Here is a 17,641-nt window from a genome sequence, read left to right on the forward strand (position 1 = left end):
TTCCTGTTATGAGAGTTATTGTAATGCCCGTAAAAGCGCATCGTTGTCAGCGTTATCAGCGACCTGAATGTCTTGCCAACCCAGTTCCCGGGCGAGTTTCGCCAGACGCTCGCTGACGACCAGTAGTCGACAGCGTAGTAACCAGTGCTCACGATACCATCGTGGAATCAGCGACCAGAGCTGTTGCAACATTTCACCGCTGGTAACAACGACCGTTGTCACTTCGCGGGACTGCCAGCGCATCGCTTCTTCTGCACCATCGTAATGAATGGCGCATCGTTGATAACATTCGCAAAAAGTAACTTCAGCCTCGCGTGCCGTCAGGGTTTCCCCAATCAGCTCACGACCGCCGTTGCCACGTAAAATTAGCGCACGTTTTCCCGCAATATTTTGTAATTCAGGTAATTGTAGCAAGACTTCACTGATTTCCCGATCATGCGGATAACGAACTTCATGTCCGCTCACGGTATGCAGCGCCAGCGCCGTGGTACGGCCAATAGCGAAATAAGTGGGTAGGGTGGGCCACTTAAGACCTTGCTGATGTAGCTGTGACTGGGCAAAAGCTACGGCATGTTGCGAAAGGGCAAACAACAGATCGCCTTCGCTCAGCTCCGCCAGCCGGTCGGCAAGTTGTGGCAATTGCCGACCAGGGGAAAATTCAATCAGCGGAAAATGCCAGGCCACCTGCCCCAGTGTGCGCAGACGGCTCACTAACTCTTCTCCAGCGGGAGACGGGCGGGTGACCAGGATACTCATGCCGGAGCGTCTCCGTTATAGACTTCAGCAAGGATTTCACGTGCGCCGTTATTCAATAGCTCTTCTGCCAGCGAAATGCCCATTTGCCCGGCATCTTGCGGCGCACCACGGCGTTCACCGCGAATAATCTGCGAACCGTCCGGTGCGCCGACCAGTGCACGCAGCCAGATTTCGCCATCAATAAGTTCGGCGTAGCTACCAATCGGCACCTGGCAACCGCCTTCAAGACGGGTATTCATGGCGCGTTCGGCGGTGACGCGCAGTGCAGTTTCGTGGTGATTGAGCGCGGCAAGAAGCTCGCGGGTGCGCGTATCATCAAGGCGGCATTCAATGCCCACCGCACCTTGTCCTACAGCCGGAAGAGAAACTTCTGGCGGCAGCGCGGCGCGAATGCGTGACTCCAGCCCTAAACGTTTTAAGCCAGCCACGGCAAGAATAATGGCATCGTATTCGCCATTATCCAGTTTACTCAGACGAGTACCGACATTGCCGCGCAGAGAACGGATAATGAGATCCGGACGGCGTTCAGCCAGTTGGCACTGACGGCGTAAGCTGGAAGTTCCGACGATGCTGCCCGCAGGTAACGCATCCAGACTGTCATAGTTATTGGAGACAAAGGCATCGCGAGGATCTTCACGCTCGCAAATGGTGACCAGCCCAAGACCTTGCGGAAATTCAACCGGCACATCTTTCATTGAATGTACGGCGATATCGGCACGGTTTTCCAGGAGCGCGACTTCCAGCTCTTTCACAAATAAGCCTTTCCCGCCTACCTTCGCCAGCGGCGTATCAAGAATCACATCGCCGCGCGTCACCATCGGCACCAGTTCAACCACCAGCCCTGGATGGCTCGCCATCAACTTGTCTTTGACATAATGTGCCTGCCAGAGTGCAAGTGGGCTTTGGCGTGTGGCAATTCTTAAAACATTGTCTAACATGCTTGTTACCGTCATTATCATCCATGGTCCATCCTAACATCCTTGCCGGAGCGATGTCAGTGTTGTGGTGAAACGTAGATGCCTGAGCAAAACGTAAAATATAGCCAGGCGGTGGATCCTGACAGGCGCTTCAAGCCGTCGTAATAAGGAATTTACAGAGAATAAACAGTGCTACACTTGTATGTAGCGCATCTTTCTTTACGGTCAACCAGCAAGGTGTTAAATTGATCACGTTTTAGACCATTTTTTCGTCGTGAAACTAAAAAAACCAGGCGCGGAAAGTGGTACGGTTACCTTTGACATACGAAATATCCCGAATGCCGCGTGTTTCCGTTGATGTTGCCGGAATCACAGACATGACGGGTAGCAAATCAGGCGATACGTCTTGTACCTCTATATTGAGACTCTGAAACAGAGACTGGATGCCATAAATCAATTGCGCGTGGATCGCGCGCTTGCTGCTATGGGGCCTGCATTCCAACAGGTCTACAGTCTGCTGCCGACATTGTTGCACTATCACCATCCGCTAATGCCGGGTTACCTTGATGGTAACGTTCCCAAGGGCATTTGCCTTTATACGCCTGATGAAACCCAACGCCACTACCTGAACGAACTGGAACTGTATCGTGGAATGTCAGTACAGGACCCGCCAAAAGGCGAGCTTCCAATTACTGGCGTATACACAATGGGCAGCACCTCGTCCATAGGGCAAAGTTGTTCCTCTGATCTGGATATCTGGGTCTGCCATCAATCGTGGCTGGATAGCGAAGAGCGTCAGTTACTGCAACGTAAATGCAGCTTGCTGGAAAGCTGGGCCGCCTCATTGGGGGTGGAAGTTAGCTTCTTCCTGATTGATGAAAACCGTTTCCGCCACAACGAAAGTGGCAGTCTGGGGGGCGAAGATTGTGGCTCCACCCAGCATATACTGCTACTTGATGAATTTTACCGTACCGCCGTGCGTCTCGCCGGTAAGCGTATTCTGTGGAATATGGTGCCGTGCGACGAAGAAGAGCATTACGATGATTATGTAATGACGCTTTACGCGCAGGGCGTACTGACGCCAAATGAATGGCTGGATCTCGGTGGTTTAAGCTCGCTTTCTGCTGAAGAGTACTTCGGTGCCAGCCTTTGGCAGCTCTACAAAAGTATCGACTCCCCGTACAAAGCGGTGCTGAAAACACTGCTGCTGGAAGCCTATTCCTGGGAATACCCTAATCCACGCCTGCTGGCGAAAGATATCAAACAGCGTTTGCACGACGGCGAGATAGTGTCATTTGGCCTCGATCCGTACTGCATGATGCTGGAGCGCGTTACCGAATATTTGACGGCGATTGAAGATTTCACCCGTCTGGATTTGGTGCGCCGCTGCTTTTATTTAAAAGTGTGCGAAAAATTAAGCCGCGAACGCGCCTGCGTGGGTTGGCGTCGTGAAGTGTTAAGCCAACTGGTGAAAGAGTGGAGTTGGGACGAATCTCGCCTGACGATGCTGGATAACCGTGCTAACTGGAAGATTGATCAGGTGCGTGAAGCGCACAACGAACTGCTCGATGCGATGATGCAGAGTTACCGTAATCTGATCCGCTTTGCGCGTCGCAATAACCTTAGCGTTTCTGCCAGCCCGCAGGATATCGGTGTGCTGACGCGTAAACTGTACGCTGCGTTTGAAGCATTACCGGGGAAAGTGACGCTGGTAAACCCGCAGATTTCACCGGATCTTTCCGAGCCAAATCTGACCTTTATTTATGTACCGCCGGGGCGTGCTAATCGCTCTGGCTGGTATCTGTATAACCGTGCGCCGACAATTGAGTCGATCATCAGCCATCAACCGCTGGAATATAACCGTTACCTGAACAAATTGGTGGCGTGGGCATGGTTTAACGGACTGCTGACCTCGCGCACCCGTTTGTACATTAAAGGCAACGGCATTGTCGATCTGCCTAAGCTGCAAGAGATGGTGGCTGATGTGTCGCACCATTTCCCGTTGCGCTTACCTGCGCCGACACCGAAAGCGCTCTACAGTCCTTGTGAGATCCGCCATCTGGCGATTATCGTCAACCTGGAATATGACCCGACGACAGCGTTTCGTAATCAGGTAGTACATTTCGATTTCCGTAAGCTGGACGTCTTCAGCTTTGGCGAAGAGCAAAAATGTCTGGTGGGTAGTGTTGACCTGCTGTATCGCAACTCATGGAATGAAGTGCGCACGCTGCATTTCAACGGCGAACAGTCGATGATTGAAGCCCTGAAAACCATCCTCGGCAAAATGCATCAGGACGCTGCACCCCCTGATAGCGTGGAAGTGTTCTGTTATAGCCAGCATTTGCGCGGATTAATCCGTACTCGCGTGCAGCAACTGGTTTCTGAGTGCATTGAACTGCGTCTTTCCAGCACCCGCCAGGAAACCGGGCGCTTTAAAGCGTTGCGCGTTTCTGGCCAGACCTGGGGTTTGTTCTTCGAACGCCTGAATGTATCGGTACAGAAACTGGAAAATGCCATCGAGTTTTATGGCGCGATCTCGCATAACAAACTGCATGGTTTGTCAGTGCAGGTTGAGACTAATCACGTTAAATTACCGGCGGTGGTGGACGGCTTCGCCAGCGAAGGGATCATCCAGTTCTTCTTCGAAGAAACACACGATGAGAACGGCTTTAATATCTACATTCTCGACGAAAGTAACCGCGTTGAGGTGTATCACCACTGCGAGGGCAGCAAAGAGGAGTTGGTGCGTGATGTCAGTCGCTTCTACTCGTCATCGCACGATCGTTTCACTTACGGCTCCAGTTTCATCAACTTTAACCTGCCGCAGTTTTACCAGATTGTGAAGGTCGATGGTCGCGAACAGGTCATTCCGTTCCGTACCAAATCTATCGGTAACATGCCGTCTGCCAATCAGGACAACGACACGCCGCTGTTACAGCAATATTTTTCGTGATGGATGTGCCGGAAAGCGAGGCTTATCCGGCATGCCATCTTAATGGAAGCTTACCGCCTCTCCCGCCTGCTGCGTTGCAGCCTGCTCCAGCAAATCCCAGAAGGTTTCGCCGCTACGATCGCAAACCCACTCGTCGCCTTTCAGGTCAAAATGGTAGCCGCCCTGTTTGGTCGCAAGCCACACCTGGTGCAGCGGTTCCTGACGGTTGATAATGATTTTGCTGCCGTTTTCAAAGGTAATGGTCAGCACGCCGCCGTTGATTTCGCAGTCGATATCGCTGTCACCATCCCAGTCGTCCAGACGCTCTTCAATGGTCAGCCACAGTTGGTCAGCCAGGCGATGAAATTCACTGTCGTTCATTGTTGTATCCTGTTTTTAAGTGATGGCGGCAGTATAGCGGCATGGTGTCAGGGCTTCAAAGTTTGCCCAATGTCTGGTGTTTTGCGACACTCTTTCTCTGTCTTCAAGATGATGATGTCATCATTGGATGAAAACATGTTCTGATTCAAATTACGTGTCTTTGCCGGACAGGGCGATGCGGTTCGATAAAGTTGGTTGCCGTTCCAGGTATAAACATAGCGATTGTCATAAGCGAAGCGTTCGGTGGTCTTCAATGATCCATCAATGGCAAAAATTTGAATATCGTCGCGTAAACGGGAAGAGCGCATAAAGTAGCCATGGTCTTCCCCGGCGTTAATTCGTTGGTTCAGGAAAGGTGCAGAAGAATCGAGCGTTAGAATTTCCAGTGTGTCCTCACCGAAAGGCGATAATTTCGCAACGTACAGATTATTTTTGTACTGCGCGATACGCTTGGTGATTGGATGAAATTCTTTTGGGTCAATATCGGGGAGTTTTTCCCATTGACTCCATTGCTGGTCTGTAGAGCGAAGCTTACGCCAGAGAATACCGGTTTCGTTGATGAGAAAAGAGCTTTCGCCATTGGAATATTGCGCAAGGTTAACGGATGAGTTATAGGAAATTCCCGTTGGAATAAACACGCCGTTCTCAAGAAGTCTGCCGTCAAGATTACCACTGCGGTAGTTTGCCCAATAGCCATATCCTGAATCTTCGGTTTTCCATTTCACCCGCACGGCTTTGGTATTGGGCGTTGGGTAGCGCCAGAGCTGTGAGCCATCGAATGTGTAAATATAACGATCGTCGTGCGCGTACCATTTCTTGTAATGGGGGCTATCGCCAAGGTGAGCCTCACGTTCATCGGGAACACGATAATCCATCAGGATAAGCGGCCCGGAAGACTCGAATACCTGGAGTCCATCTTCTTCTTCACCATCAATTTGTAATTTGGTCAGTAAATAGCCGTGGGTTCTCCCTGCGTTAAAGCGTTTATCTATCACCAAATTAGGGTTATCCAGCGTGACGATATCCAGCCTGTTTTCACCAAATTCCGTTTTTTTGATGACGTACAGCTTGTCCTGATATTGCGCGACGGTTTTACTAAGAGGGTGAAATTGTTCTGGATCGAGACCGGGTAGTATTTCTTGCTGGCATTTTGGCCCTTTACGCCATGAAACGTTGTGTTCCTGTAAATTGAACGCTGCACAGTTCTTTGCCATATCTTTATCCAGATTACCCTGATTCAGTACATTACGCTGCAGCCCGTTTTTATCACGCCAGGTCAAGAGTGAGCCGGGCATCCAGCGCACGACGGAAAAGGTGTCCGGGTCGGCATCAAGCTGTTCACCATTGATTATAATTTTCGTGTGTGTACGGGCCAGCGTATCCCAGGGGCCGAACGGCACAGCAACGCAGGGGTTAAAAGCGGTGGAAAACTTTCCTCGCTGATCCCAGGTCTTTTGCGCCAGTACGCGGAAACTATCGGGATCTGCAAGGCGATGCCCATCGACATATAAGAAATTAGCGTCACGTAATATCAGCCCCAGAAAGTCAGGTTTCCAGGGGAAACGGAATTTCACCTGATGCAGCGTTTTAATATCTAAACTATTTTCTCCGCCATTGTCATCGGTGCGCTTGCCTTCGAAATAGAGACTGTTTTTATCTGCGGCAAAATCTCCCCATGCCTTGAATGAGGCGACATCAACGGGTGGTTTGTCTGGAGGGGTTTGCACAACTTTACCCGCGTAGAGGATATAGCGGCCATCGCTATGCCAGGCGTAATGAGGATACCAGGCCTGTGCGCCCTCATAGAGGTAGTCAGTTGTTAGATCAGTCAGAGGTGGTTCTTTATTCCATTCGTCTTGTGTTGTTGGGTTTATTAATAAATTGGGTAAACGACGTAATCTTTTGTAATTTACGCCAGGAAGAGAAAGATTTGTTTCTTCATAAGGGCGCAAGTACACCACGCCTTTTTCCTGTTGCTGGTAAATATTATGTTCAGGCTCATCAAGCCGACATCCCCATGCTGACGATAAGAACAGCGAACAAGACAACAAACAAACCACATTGCGATAGTGCATAAAGCCATCCTGGCGCGAGGTGTCGATCACGAAACCACCAGCAAAACATAAATCCCTGCGTGTAAGCGTTATACTCGCAGCAATTCCTCACTTTTCAGACTTCATAAAGAGTCGCTAAACGCTTGCTTTTACGTCTTCTCCTGCGATGATAGAAAGCAGAAAGCGATGAACTTTACAGGCAATCCATAATGAAAAACGTGTTTAAGGCACTCACTGTATTACTGACTCTTTTCAGCCTGACGGGCTGCGGTCTGAAAGGTCCGCTCTATTTCCCGCCCGCAGATAAAAACGCGCCACCGCCGACCAAACCGGTAGATACGCAAACGCAATCCACGTTGCCGGATAAAAACGACCGCGCCACTGGCGATGGCCCATCTCAGGTGAATTACTAAAAGTCAGTTTCTGTACCCGCGTGAATGGAGTAGATAATGCAGTTCTCGAAAATGCATGGCCTTGGCAACGATTTTATGGTCGTCGACGCGGTAACGCAGAATGTCTTTTTTTCACCGGATCTGATTCGTCGTCTGGCGGATCGGCACCTGGGTGTGGGTTTTGATCAGCTATTGGTGGTCGAGCCGCCTTACGATCCAGAACTCGATTTCCACTATCGTATTTTTAATGCTGACGGTAGTGAAGTGGCGCAGTGCGGCAACGGCGCACGCTGCTTTGCCCGCTTTGTACGCCTGAAAGGGCTGACCAATAAGCGCGATATTCGCGTTAGCACCGCCAATGGTCGGATGGTGCTGACCGTCACCGATGATGATCTGGTGCGGGTAAATATGGGCGAACCAAATTTCGAACCTTCCGCCGTGCCGTTTCGCGCCAACAAAGCGGAAAAGACCTATATTATGCGCGCCGCCGAGCAGACAATCTTATGCGGCGTGGTGTCAATGGGTAATCCACACTGCGTGATTCAGGTCGATGATGTCGATACTGCGGCGGTAGAAACACTAGGCCCTGTTCTGGAAAACCACGAACGCTTCCCGGAACGTGCCAATATCGGTTTTATGCAAGTGGTTAAGCGCGAGCATATTCGTTTACGAGTCTATGAACGTGGGGCAGGAGAAACTCAGGCCTGTGGCAGCGGCGCGTGTGCGGCAGTAGCGGTAGGGATTCAGCAAGGTTTGCTGGCCGAAGAAGTACGTGTGGAACTCCCTGGCGGTCGCCTTGATATCGCCTGGAAAGGTCCGGGTCATCCGTTATATATGACGGGTCCGGCAGTACATGTTTACGACGGATTTATTCATCTATGAAGCAACCAGGGGAAGAACTACAGGAAACACTCACGGAGCTTGATGACCGAGCGGTTGTCGATTATCTGATTAAAAATCCTGAGTTTTTTATCCGCAATGCGCACGCAGTAGAGGCAATTCGGGTGCCGCATCCGGTACGTGGCACCGTTTCGCTCGTCGAATGGCATATGGCCCGCGCGCGTAACCATATTCATGTTCTGGAAGAGAATATGGCGCTGTTGATGGAACAGGCTACCGCCAACGAAGGCCTGTTTTACGCTTACTTTATCTGCAGCGCACTCTCACTGCTGCCAGCAGTCTCGACGATATGCTAATGCGCTTTCACCGTTGGGCACGCGATCTCGGTCTGGCGGGCGCGAGTCTGCGTCTGTTCCCGGATCGCTGGCGTTTAGGCGCGCCGTCGAACTATACCTATCTGGCATTGAGTCGTCAGGCTTTTGAACCACTGCGTATTCAGCGTCTGGGGCAGGAACAGCATTATCTGGGGCCGCTTAACGGGCCTGAACTGCTGGTGGTGCTGCCGGAAGCGAAAGCGGTGGGATCAGTAGCGATGTCGATGTTGGGAAGTGATGCTGATTTAGGTGTCGTACTGTTCACCAGCCGGGATGCCAGTCACTATCAACAAGGGCAAGGAACGCAGTTACTCCATGAAATTGCGCTGATGATGCCGGAGCTTCTGGAGCGTTGGATTGAACGCGTATGATCGATTTACATACCGATGTGGAACGCTATCTACGCTATCTGAGCGTGGAGCGTCAACTTAGCCCGATAACTCTGCTTAACTACCGACGCCAGCTTGAGGCGATCATCAATTTTGCCAGTGAAAACGACCTGCAAAGCTGGCAACAATGTGATGTGACGATGGTGCGTAATTTTGCTGTACGCAGTCGTCGTAAAGGGCTGGGAGCAGCAAGCCTCGCATTACGCCTCTCTGCGCTACGTAGCTTTTTTGACTGGCTGGTCAGCCAGAACGAACTCAAAGCCAACCCGGCGAAAGGTGTTTCGGCACCGAAAGCGGCACGCCATCTGCCAAAAAATATCGATGTCGATGATATGAATCGGCTGCTGGATATCGATATCAATGATCCCCTCGCCGTGCGCGACCGGGCAATGCTGGAAGTGATGTACGGTGCAGGTCTGCGTCTTTCCGAACTGGTGGGGCTGGACATCAAACACCTCGACCTGGAGTCCGGTGAAGTATGGGTGATGGGTAAAGGCAGCAAAGAACGTCGTTTGCCGATTGGTCGCAACGCGGTGGCGTGGATTGAGCACTGGCTTGATTTGCGTGACCTGTTTGGTTGCGAAGACGATGCGCTTTTCCTGTCGAAACAGGGGAAACGCATATCCGCGCGTAATGTGCAAAAACGCTTTGCTGAATGGGGCATAAAACAAGGGCTGAATAATCACGTTCACCCGCATAAATTACGTCACTCGTTCGCCACGCATATGCTGGAGTCGAGCGGCGATCTTCGTGGTGTGCAGGAGCTGCTGGGCCATGCCAACCTCTCCACCACGCAAATCTATACTCATCTTGATTTTCAACACCTTGCCTCGGTGTACGATGCGGCGCATCCACGCGCTAAACGGGGGAAATAATGCGTTTTTACCGGCCTTTGGGGCGCATCTCGGCGCTCACTTTTGACCTGGATGATACCCTTTACGATAACCGTCCGGTGATCCAACGTACCGAGCAAGAAGCACTTATCTTTGTGCAAAATTATCATCCGGCGCTGCGTAGCTTCCAGAATGAAGATCTGCAACGTCTGCGCCAGGCGGTACGGGAAGCGGAACCAGAGATTTATCATGATGTGACGCGCTGGCGTTTTCGTTCTATCGAACAAGCCATGCTCGACGCCGGGCTGAGTGCCGAAGAGGCCAGTGCAGGCGCACACGCGGCGATGATCAACTTTGCTAAATGGCGCAGCCGTATTGATGTGCCGCAGCAAACTCACGACACCTTAAAACAACTGGCGAAGAAATGGCCGCTGGTGGCGATCACCAACGGTAACGCCCAGCCTGAATTGTTTGGCCTGGGCGATTACTTTGAGTTCGTGCTGCGTGCTGGCCCGCACGGGCGCTCGAAACCGTTCAGCGATATGTACTTTCTGGCGGCAGAAAAACTCAATGTGCCGATCGGTGAGATCCTGCATGTTGGCGATGATCTCACCACCGACGTTGGTGGGGCAATTCGCAGCGGAATGCAGGCGTGCTGGATCAAACCGGAAAATGGCGATCTGATGCAAACCTGGGACAGCCGTTTACTGCCGCATCTGGAAATTTCCCGGTTGGCATCTCTGACCTCGCTGATATAATCAGCAACTCTGTATATATACCCAGCTTTTTGGCGGAGGGCGTTGCGCTTCTCCGCCCCAACATTTTTACGCGGCGGTGCCAATGGACGTTTCTTACCTGCTCGAAAGCCTTAATGACAAACAGCGCGAAGCGGTGGCCGCGCCACGCAGCAATCTTCTGGTGCTGGCGGGCGCGGGCAGTGGTAAGACGCGCGTTCTGGTGCATCGTATTGCGTGGCTGATGAGCGTGGAAAACTGCTCGCCGTACTCGATTATGGCGGTGACGTTTACCAACAAAGCGGCGGCGGAAATGCGCCATCGCATCGGGCAATTGATGGGCACCAGCCAGGGCGGCATGTGGGTTGGCACCTTCCACGGGCTGGCGCACCGCCTGCTGCGTGCGCACCATATGGACGCTAACCTACCGCAGGATTTCCAGATCCTCGATAGCGAAGACCAACTGCGCCTGCTCAAGCGTTTGATCAAAGCGATGAACCTCGACGAGAAGCAGTGGCCGCCGCGCCAGGCAATGTGGTACATCAACAGCCAGAAAGACGAAGGCCTGCGGCCGCATCATATTCAGAGCTACGGTAACCCGGTAGAGCAAACCTGGCAGAAGGTTTATCAGGCGTATCAGGAAGCGTGTGACCGCGCGGGCCTGGTGGACTTCGCTGAACTGCTGCTGCGCGCCCACGAACTGTGGCTTAACAAGCCGCATATCCTTCAGCACTACCGCGAACGTTTTACCAATATCCTTGTGGACGAATTCCAGGATACCAACAACATTCAGTACGCGTGGATCCGCCTGCTGGCGGGTGATACCGGCAAAGTGATGATCGTCGGTGATGATGACCAGTCAATTTATGGCTGGCGCGGTGCGCAGGTCGAGAATATTCAGCGTTTCCTCAATGATTTCCCTGGTGCCGAAACTATTCGTCTGGAGCAGAACTATCGCTCCACCAGTAACATTCTGAGCGCCGCCAACGCCCTGATTGAAAACAACAATGGACGCTTAGGTAAAAAATTGTGGACCGATGGCGCGGACGGTGAGCCGATTTCCCTTTATTGTGCCTTTAACGAACTCGATGAAGCGCGTTTTGTGGTTAACCGCATCAAAACCTGGCAGGACAATGGCGGGGTGCTCGCTGAGTGCGCCATTCTCTACCGTAGCAACGCCCAGTCGCGTGTGCTGGAAGAGGCCTTATTGCAGGCCAGTATGCCGTACCGTATTTATGGCGGTATGCGCTTCTTCGAACGCCAGGAAATCAAAGATGCGCTCTCGTATCTGCGCCTGATTGCCAACCGTAACGATGACGCGGCATTTGAGCGCGTGGTGAATACGCCAACGCGGGGTATTGGTGATCGGACGCTGGACGTAGTTCGCCAGACATCGCGCGATCGCCAGCTAACTCTCTGGCAGGCGTGTCGTGAACTGTTACAGGAAAAAGCCCTCGCTGGGCGCGCTGCCAGCGCCTTGCAACGGTTTATGGAACTGATTGACGCCTTAGCGCAAGAAACTGCCGATATGCCGCTGCATGTACAGACTGACCGGGTAATTAAAGACTCTGGCCTGCGTACCATGTATGAACAGGAGAAAGGCGAAAAAGGCCAGACGCGTATTGAAAACTTAGAGGAACTGGTGACAGCAACGCGCCAGTTCAGCTACAACGAAGAAGATGAAGATTTAATGCCGCTGCAGGCTTTCCTCTCGCATGCGGCACTGGAAGCGGGTGAAGGGCAGGCGGATACCTGGCAGGATGCGGTGCAGTTGATGACTTTGCACTCAGCGAAAGGGCTGGAGTTCCCGCAGGTATTTATCGTCGGTATGGAAGAGGGAATGTTCCCCAGCCAGATGTCGCTGGATGAAGGTGGGCGTCTGGAAGAAGAACGTCGTCTGGCCTACGTTGGGGTAACCCGTGCGATGCAGAAACTGACGCTGACCTATGCGGAAACTCGCCGTCTGTATGGCAAAGAGGTTTACCATCGCCCGTCGCGCTTTATTGGTGAGCTGCCGGAAGAATGTGTGGAAGAGGTGCGATTACGCGCTACGGTGAGTCGTCCGGTCAGTCATCAGCGTATGGGTACGCCACTGGCTGAGAACGACAGCGGCTACAAACTCGGCCAGCGTGTGCGCCATGCCAAGTTTGGTGAAGGGACTATCGTCAATATGGAAGGCAGCGGCGAGCATAGCCGCCTGCAGGTGGCGTTCCAGGGCCAGGGTATTAAATGGCTGGTGGCGGCTTACGCCCGGCTGGAGACGGTGTAATTTACGATTCCGTTGCCGGATGCGGTGCTGCGCACCTTATCCGGCCTACAAAATCATGCAGATTCAATAAATTGCAACGTCATGTAGGCCGGATAAGGCGTTTACGCCGCATCCGGCATCTGCACCATATTCAGTATCTGACATAAAACTATCGTTCTAACTTTTCCGCTCGACGGAAATCATGGTGACGAAGGGATAACGTTGCCAGGGGATCGTGCCGCCTTTCACATACATATGTGAGATAGTGCCATCAAGATAAAGCAACTGCCCGACATCCAGTTTCGCTTTGGCATAGCAGGCAAAATCATAAAAGTTTGTCGCCTGCTGACTGAGCAAAAATACGGCGTTACCTTGTTTATTAATCCCTACACCGTTACGGATTTTGCGCGACGCGACGTTGGGGTGAATACGCGAATTTATCACGCCATTCTCCAGCAATATCGGCCCCGACTGCACCGCAAACTGAATATCTTTACTGGCTTTAAATGCCTGCAGCGGAACGATAGCGGCTTTATCTCCCGCAACATAAAACACACCGCCAGGACGAATAAAGAAATTACCTTCCCCCGAGGCGAGATTTAACGCTACCTTCTGTTGACCGTTTTCGATGTACAAACCGAGAGGCGCATAACCTTCATCATAAATACCTCCGTTCATCACCATCTGCACTTGCCCCAGGCTGTCAACATCAGCCAGCAGCGCATGAAATGTTCCCCACGCTTCGCCATTAGTTTTTTGCCAGTACATTTTCACCCGTTCTGTCTGGGGATTGACGGTATACGCTTGTACGGTCAGCGTCGGATCGGAGAGCGTGCAGTCATCAGCGGCAACAGCAAACAAGGGGAGTAAGGTGAGAGTGAGAAAAATCCGTTTGAGATTCAAGGTGATCATTCCTTTACCAATGAGTAGTCAATGCGCCATTATAGGTTCTGGATGTGGGATTTTTTTATCCTGTTAATGACCTTGACGAGTACCGAAAAGCGCGAAGTTCAACTATTGTTCTGTGGTGTTCCGTTGCGTGTTGACGGCAAAATTTTGCTGGCGTAACATGCGCGCACGATCACTCTAAGAGGACATTCGCCTTGGACACACCCAGTAGATACTGGCTCACTATCCTGTCATCCAGGATCAACTCCTAAGGCTATCCCCTTTTGCTGATAGCCTTAGCGGTTGTCAGCGACCTCAATTTTTCCCGTCGCGCTGAGTCAGGCTGTTTAATGGTCTGAAACCCAATATGTTTCTGTGTGCCCACCGAACTGTCCGATATTTTAAGCATTGGGAGTCCCGGTCATGCTGAGCGCATTTCAACTGGAAAATAACCGACTGACCCGGCTGGAAGTCGAAGAGTCACAACCCCTTGTCAATGCAGTATGGATTGATCTTGTCGAACCGGATGACGACGAGCGACTGCGCGTACAATCTGAACTTGGCCAGAGCCTGGCAACTCGCCCGGAACTGGAAGACATCGAAGCATCGGCACGTTTCTTTGAAGACGATGACGGCCTGCATATTCACTCCTTCTTCTTCTTTGAAGATGCGGAAGATCACGCCGGTAACTCCACCGTGGCATTTACCATCCGTGATGGCCGCCTGTTTACCCTGCGTGAGCGTGAGTTGCCTGCATTCCGTCTGTATCGTATGCGCGCCCGTAGCCAGTCGATGGTTGACGGTAACGCCTACGAGTTACTGCTGGATTTGTTCGAAACCAAAATTGAACAGTTGGCAGATGAAATTGAAAACATCTACAGCGATCTGGAGCAACTGAGCCGGGTGATTATGGAAGGGCGTCAGGGCGATGAGTACGACGAGGCGCTCTCCACGTTGGCAGAACTGGAAGATATCGGTTGGAAAGTTCGCCTGTGTCTGATGGATACCCAGCGTGCGCTCAACTTCCTGGTGCGCAAAGCGCGCTTACCGGGTGGGCAACTGGAGCAGGCGCGCGAGATCCTGCGAGATATCGAATCCCTGTTGCCACATAACGAGTCTCTGTTCCAGAAGGTGAACTTCCTGATGCAGGCGGCGATGGGCTTTATCAACATCGAGCAGAACCGCATCATCAAGATCTTCTCGGTGGTATCCGTTGTGTTCCTGCCGCCGACGCTGGTCGCTTCCAGCTACGGGATGAACTTCGAGTTTATGCCGGAACTGAAGTGGACTTTCGGCTACCCGGGCGCAATTATCTTTATGATCCTCGCGGGCCTGGCGCCGTATCTGTACTTTAAGCGGAAGAACTGGTTGTAAAAAACGAGAATGGTGGTTTAGCCAGGCTAAGCCACCGGTCATTCAAAGGCTCCAGGTATTTAATCCTTTTACCTCTTTCTCATAGAACCATTTATTCGTGTTAACAGCAACATAGGCTACTACAACAATTCCCAGAATGTTAACGCCAATTAATGCACCGACAAATAGAGATAAAATGCCAAGTAATAGAACTATAATCGCTTTTTTCCATAACCCGAGAACAAATAAATATATCCAAGAAAAGAAGAAAGCAATAAAATTCATTTGAATAGTTAATCGTTGTCTTATTTTTAATTCTTTATATGCTGTTTTATATTCAGGTGTTGCTCCCCAGAATCCAGGAAAACCATGTTTTTCATAAAAATTAAATCGAAATTTCCATTTTTCAGTTAATGAACCATCGTTCATATATTCCTTACTCATAAATACTCCCTTAACTATTGTTTTGATGAATCAGTAGGTGCAAGCATTAGCATACTGAAAGTGGAAAAGTAGCAAATTAAGAAAATCATCGAACCAGTGCCTGAACAGTCAAAATGTTCGGCAATCATTGTGATGAAAGAGACGATATAGACTGCTAATGTACCAAAAATATAAGTTTTTATATACGTGAACCCACTATCACGGAGTCGTTGGCAACTCATGTTGATGACGAGATAATGGAGTAAGAGAGTAGAGGCTATAACAAGAAAATTTGCTTCCACATTTGCAAAGAAGACAATAAGGAAGGTGCAAATTAGGTTTGTCAAAGTAAATGACAATATATAATGGCGTCTTGAAATCCTACCATCAGATGTTGGAATAAATACACGTAACATTAATTTTACATCCTTGTCTTAATCTCCTGCCAGCATGACAATATGCCCACTCTCGTGCAAGAGCAGGCATATTTTTTCAGAATATATTTATTTTTTATTTGGTCGTTCTACGCTGCGTATAAATCGCATCCATTACAAAAATCGCCAGTGCCACCCAAATAAAGGCAAATGTCACCATTTTATCGGCACCCGGTTTTTCACCATAAAACGTTACTGCCAGCAGGAACATTAGCGTCGGGCCAATATACTGGAAAAAGCCCAGAGTGGAGAGACGCAGGCGCGTGGCGGCGGCGGTAAAGCACAACAGCGGAACGGTGGTGACAACTCCAGCAGCGATCAGCAGTAAATTCAGCGACATTGGGTTTTGCCCCATATGGCTGGTAGAACTGTCAGCAATAGCAAACAGATAAATCGCCGCCACGGGCAGCAGCCACATGGTTTCGATTAACATGCCAGTTTGTGCTTCTACCGCTATCTTCTTACGCACCAGACCATAGAAGGCAAAGCTAAATGCCAGACCCAGCGCGATGATTGGCAGCGAACCAAAAGTCCAGAGCTGGACCAGCACACCACACACCGCCAGAATTACCGCCAGCCACTGCATCCGGCGGAACCGCTCACCGAGGAAAATCATTCCCAGCACAATGTTCACCAACGGGTTAATAAAGTAACCGAGACTCGCCTCCAGCATATGGTGATTGTTCACTGCCCAGATAAACAGTAGCCAGTTGCCACCAATCAGCACAGCAGAGACTGCCAGCATAAAGATTTTCTGTGGCGTCTGAATCAGGGTTTTTAAATAGGACCACTGGCGGCTGATGCTCATCAGCACCACCATAAAGAAAAACGACCAGATTACACGATGCGTCAGGATCTCATCAGCAGGTACGTAATAAATCAGCTTGAAGTACGCAGGAGCAATACCCCAAATAAAATAAGCGGCAAGAGCGAGTAATACGCCCTGCCGCGTTTGTTTGGTATCCATTGGAAAAACTCATTTTTAATTGTTAACGGCAGCTTACCTGCTCAGATTGCTGACAAAGTGCGCTTTGCCCATGCTGGATGCGGTGTTAACGCCTTATCTGGCCTACAAAATCATGCAAATTCAATATATTGCATTTCTCTGGTAGGCCTGATAAGCGTAGCGCATCAGGCAATTTGCGTTTGTTATCAGTCTCAGCAGTTTACCTGCTTTTAGATTTTCAACCCACCATATAGGTGGCGGTAGCACTGGCAATATAAAGTTGTTCTTCATTGTGCAGTTCAACGCGGGCGACGGCGACTTTATTACCCGCACGTAACAGGCTGCTGGTGGCTGTAAAACGCTCGCCTCTGCCTGGGCGCAGATAATCGACGCGAAGATCAATGGTTCCCATCCGCGATAACCGCTGGCGCAGTTCATCTTCACTGATGGTTTCGTGGCGGGTTAAGGTACTACCTACACATACCAGGCCAGCGGCGACATCCAGCGCCGACGCAATCACCCCGCCGTGCAAAATGCTTTGTGCCCAGTTACCAACCATCATTGGCTGATTGTTAAAGGCCAGTTGCGCAAATTCTTTCTCGTAACGCTCCAGTTCCATCCCCAATGCCCGATTAAACGGCATGTGATAAACAAACATCTCACCCACTAATTTCAGGGCTTTTTCGGCAGTCAGTACGGCAGACATATCATCCTTACACTTCAGTGGTTAATGAAATGTTGATTTTA

At 50.8% G+C, this 17,641-nt stretch carries 17 protein-coding genes and 1 pseudogene; 9 read left to right on the forward strand and 9 right to left on the reverse strand.

Annotation, left to right across the window (positions count from 1 at the left end; genetic code table 11):
• Positions 1-15 precede the first annotated feature (15 nt).
• Together hemD and hemC are read right to left on the reverse strand one after the other, a co-directional pair.
• Entirely contained in the window at positions 16-756 is a 741-nt protein-coding gene (gene hemD / locus ESM_RS0108005; protein ID WP_000026081.1) for a uroporphyrinogen-III synthase, read from the reverse strand.
• Positions 753-1,694, reverse strand: coding sequence for a hydroxymethylbilane synthase (hemC, locus tag ESM_RS0108010; RefSeq protein ID WP_010377386.1), 942 nt, complete (start codon positions 1,692-1,694; stop codon positions 753-755). Before hemC ends, hemD begins: the two co-directional genes overlap by 4 nt.
• 385 nt (positions 1,695-2,079) lie before the next feature.
• On the opposite strand from hemC, the gene cyaA reads away from it, so the two are divergent.
• On the forward strand, positions 2,080-4,626 hold the full coding sequence (gene cyaA / locus ESM_RS0108015; RefSeq protein WP_000281664.1) for a class I adenylate cyclase: 2,547 nt from the start codon (positions 2,080-2,082) through the stop codon (positions 4,624-4,626).
• A gap of 39 nt (positions 4,627-4,665) precedes the next feature.
• Here cyaA and cyaY read toward each other — a convergent pair whose 3' ends face one another.
• Both cyaY and ESM_RS0108025 read right to left on the reverse strand, forming a co-directional pair.
• The gene (gene cyaY / locus ESM_RS0108020; RefSeq protein ID WP_000999948.1) at positions 4,666-4,986 is read right to left on the reverse strand and encodes an iron donor protein CyaY; all 321 of its coding nucleotides are present in this window, start codon (positions 4,984-4,986) and stop codon (positions 4,666-4,668) included.
• A 47-nt stretch (positions 4,987-5,033) separates the two neighbouring features.
• Complete coding sequence (locus tag ESM_RS0108025) at positions 5,034-7,061, reverse strand: hypothetical protein (protein WP_010377391.1); 2,028 nt, start codon at positions 7,059-7,061, stop codon at positions 5,034-5,036.
• A gap of 188 nt (positions 7,062-7,249) precedes the next feature.
• On the opposite strand from ESM_RS0108025, the gene lptM reads away from it, so the two are divergent.
• The 6 genes and pseudogenes from lptM to uvrD all read left to right on the forward strand — a co-directional run bounded on the left by lptM (position 7,250) and on the right by uvrD (position 12,871).
• On the forward strand, positions 7,250-7,453 hold the full coding sequence (gene lptM / locus ESM_RS0108030; protein WP_000799886.1) for an LPS translocon maturation chaperone LptM: 204 nt from the start codon (positions 7,250-7,252) through the stop codon (positions 7,451-7,453).
• 36 nt (positions 7,454-7,489) lie between these two features.
• Entirely contained in the window at positions 7,490-8,314 is an 825-nt protein-coding gene (gene dapF, locus ESM_RS0108035) for a diaminopimelate epimerase (protein WP_001160644.1), read from the forward strand.
• Positions 8,311-9,017: pseudogene (locus ESM_RS1000000128365) on the forward strand (DUF484 domain-containing protein). The gene dapF and the pseudogene ESM_RS1000000128365 overlap by 4 nt, the downstream one beginning before the upstream one ends.
• Complete coding sequence (xerC, locus tag ESM_RS0108045; RefSeq protein WP_000566225.1) at positions 9,014-9,910, forward strand: tyrosine recombinase XerC; 897 nt, start codon at positions 9,014-9,016, stop codon at positions 9,908-9,910. Before ESM_RS1000000128365 ends, xerC begins: the two are co-directional and overlap by 4 nt.
• Complete coding sequence (gene yigB, locus ESM_RS0108050; protein WP_001213593.1) at positions 9,910-10,626, forward strand: 5-amino-6-(5-phospho-D-ribitylamino)uracil phosphatase YigB; 717 nt, start codon at positions 9,910-9,912, stop codon at positions 10,624-10,626. Before xerC ends, yigB begins: the two co-directional genes overlap by 1 nt.
• A gap of 82 nt (positions 10,627-10,708) precedes the next feature.
• Positions 10,709-12,871: a DNA helicase II gene (gene uvrD / locus ESM_RS0108055; RefSeq protein WP_000383447.1), complete on the forward strand. Its 2,163-nt coding sequence runs from the start codon at positions 10,709-10,711 to the stop codon at positions 12,869-12,871.
• Between the two features lie 156 nt (positions 12,872-13,027).
• On the opposite strand, the gene ESM_RS0108060 is transcribed toward uvrD, so the two are convergent.
• Complete coding sequence (locus ESM_RS0108060; RefSeq protein WP_228988318.1) at positions 13,028-13,762, reverse strand: phosphodiester glycosidase family protein; 735 nt, start codon at positions 13,760-13,762, stop codon at positions 13,028-13,030.
• 191 nt (positions 13,763-13,953) lie between these two features.
• On the opposite strand from ESM_RS0108060, the gene ysgD reads away from it, so the two are divergent.
• Positions 13,954-14,010, forward strand: coding sequence for a protein YsgD (gene ysgD / locus ESM_RS1000000129055; protein ID WP_211180520.1), 57 nt, complete (start codon positions 13,954-13,956; stop codon positions 14,008-14,010).
• 151 nt (positions 14,011-14,161) lie between these two features.
• Complete coding sequence (gene corA / locus ESM_RS0108070; protein ID WP_000947160.1) at positions 14,162-15,112, forward strand: magnesium/cobalt transporter CorA; 951 nt, start codon at positions 14,162-14,164, stop codon at positions 15,110-15,112.
• Between the two features lie 42 nt (positions 15,113-15,154).
• On the opposite strand, the gene ESM_RS0108075 is transcribed toward corA, so the two are convergent.
• The 4 genes from ESM_RS0108075 to yigI form a co-directional block, all read right to left on the reverse strand.
• Positions 15,155-15,535 (reverse strand): DUF2628 domain-containing protein, encoded by a 381-nt coding sequence (locus tag ESM_RS0108075; RefSeq protein WP_000032592.1) that lies wholly within the window; start codon positions 15,533-15,535, stop codon positions 15,155-15,157.
• 14 nt (positions 15,536-15,549) lie between these two features.
• On the reverse strand, positions 15,550-15,930 hold the full coding sequence (locus ESM_RS01000000124365) for a hypothetical protein (RefSeq protein ID WP_001517380.1): 381 nt from the start codon (positions 15,928-15,930) through the stop codon (positions 15,550-15,552).
• A gap of 94 nt (positions 15,931-16,024) precedes the next feature.
• Positions 16,025-16,915, reverse strand: a complete 891-nt coding sequence (rarD, locus tag ESM_RS0108080; RefSeq protein WP_000380004.1) for an EamA family transporter RarD — start codon at positions 16,913-16,915, stop codon at positions 16,025-16,027.
• A 217-nt stretch (positions 16,916-17,132) separates the two neighbouring features.
• Positions 17,133-17,600, reverse strand: coding sequence for an acyl-CoA thioesterase YigI (gene yigI / locus ESM_RS0108085; RefSeq protein WP_001277134.1), 468 nt, complete (start codon positions 17,598-17,600; stop codon positions 17,133-17,135).
• Between the last annotated feature and the right edge of the window lie 41 nt (positions 17,601-17,641).

The sequence above is a fragment of the Escherichia sp. TW09308 genome, from assembly GCF_000208565.1.
GTDB lineage: Bacteria > Pseudomonadota > Gammaproteobacteria > Enterobacterales > Enterobacteriaceae > Escherichia > Escherichia marmotae.

What these genes read in the sequence shown, in the direction of transcription:
- hemC (WP_010377386.1), bottom strand. Translation starts at nt 1,694, where the DNA reads ATGTTAGACAATGTTTTAAGAATTGCCACACGCCAAAGCCCACTTGCA.
- yigI (WP_001277134.1), bottom strand. Translation starts at nt 17,600, where the DNA reads ATGTCTGCCGTACTGACTGCCGAAAAAGCCCTGAAATTAGTGGGTGAG.
- ESM_RS0108025 (WP_010377391.1), bottom strand. Translation starts at nt 7,061, where the DNA reads ATGCACTATCGCAATGTGGTTTGTTTGTTGTCTTGTTCGCTGTTCTTA.
- xerC (WP_000566225.1), top strand. Translation starts at nt 9,014, where the DNA reads ATGATCGATTTACATACCGATGTGGAACGCTATCTACGCTATCTGAGC.
- corA (WP_000947160.1), top strand. Translation starts at nt 14,162, where the DNA reads ATGCTGAGCGCATTTCAACTGGAAAATAACCGACTGACCCGGCTGGAA.
- ESM_RS01000000124365 (WP_001517380.1), bottom strand. Translation starts at nt 15,930, where the DNA reads ATGTTACGTGTATTTATTCCAACATCTGATGGTAGGATTTCAAGACGC.
- yigB (WP_001213593.1), top strand. Translation starts at nt 9,910, where the DNA reads ATGCGTTTTTACCGGCCTTTGGGGCGCATCTCGGCGCTCACTTTTGAC.
- ESM_RS0108075 (WP_000032592.1), bottom strand. Translation starts at nt 15,535, where the DNA reads ATGAGTAAGGAATATATGAACGATGGTTCATTAACTGAAAAATGGAAA.
- rarD (WP_000380004.1), bottom strand. Translation starts at nt 16,915, where the DNA reads ATGGATACCAAACAAACGCGGCAGGGCGTATTACTCGCTCTTGCCGCT.
- ESM_RS0108060 (WP_228988318.1), bottom strand. Translation starts at nt 13,762, where the DNA reads ATGATCACCTTGAATCTCAAACGGATTTTTCTCACTCTCACCTTACTC.
- dapF (WP_001160644.1), top strand. Translation starts at nt 7,490, where the DNA reads ATGCAGTTCTCGAAAATGCATGGCCTTGGCAACGATTTTATGGTCGTC.
- hemD (WP_000026081.1), bottom strand. Translation starts at nt 756, where the DNA reads ATGAGTATCCTGGTCACCCGCCCGTCTCCCGCTGGAGAAGAGTTAGTG.
- cyaY (WP_000999948.1), bottom strand. Translation starts at nt 4,986, where the DNA reads ATGAACGACAGTGAATTTCATCGCCTGGCTGACCAACTGTGGCTGACC.
- uvrD (WP_000383447.1), top strand. Translation starts at nt 10,709, where the DNA reads ATGGACGTTTCTTACCTGCTCGAAAGCCTTAATGACAAACAGCGCGAA.
- lptM (WP_000799886.1), top strand. Translation starts at nt 7,250, where the DNA reads ATGAAAAACGTGTTTAAGGCACTCACTGTATTACTGACTCTTTTCAGC.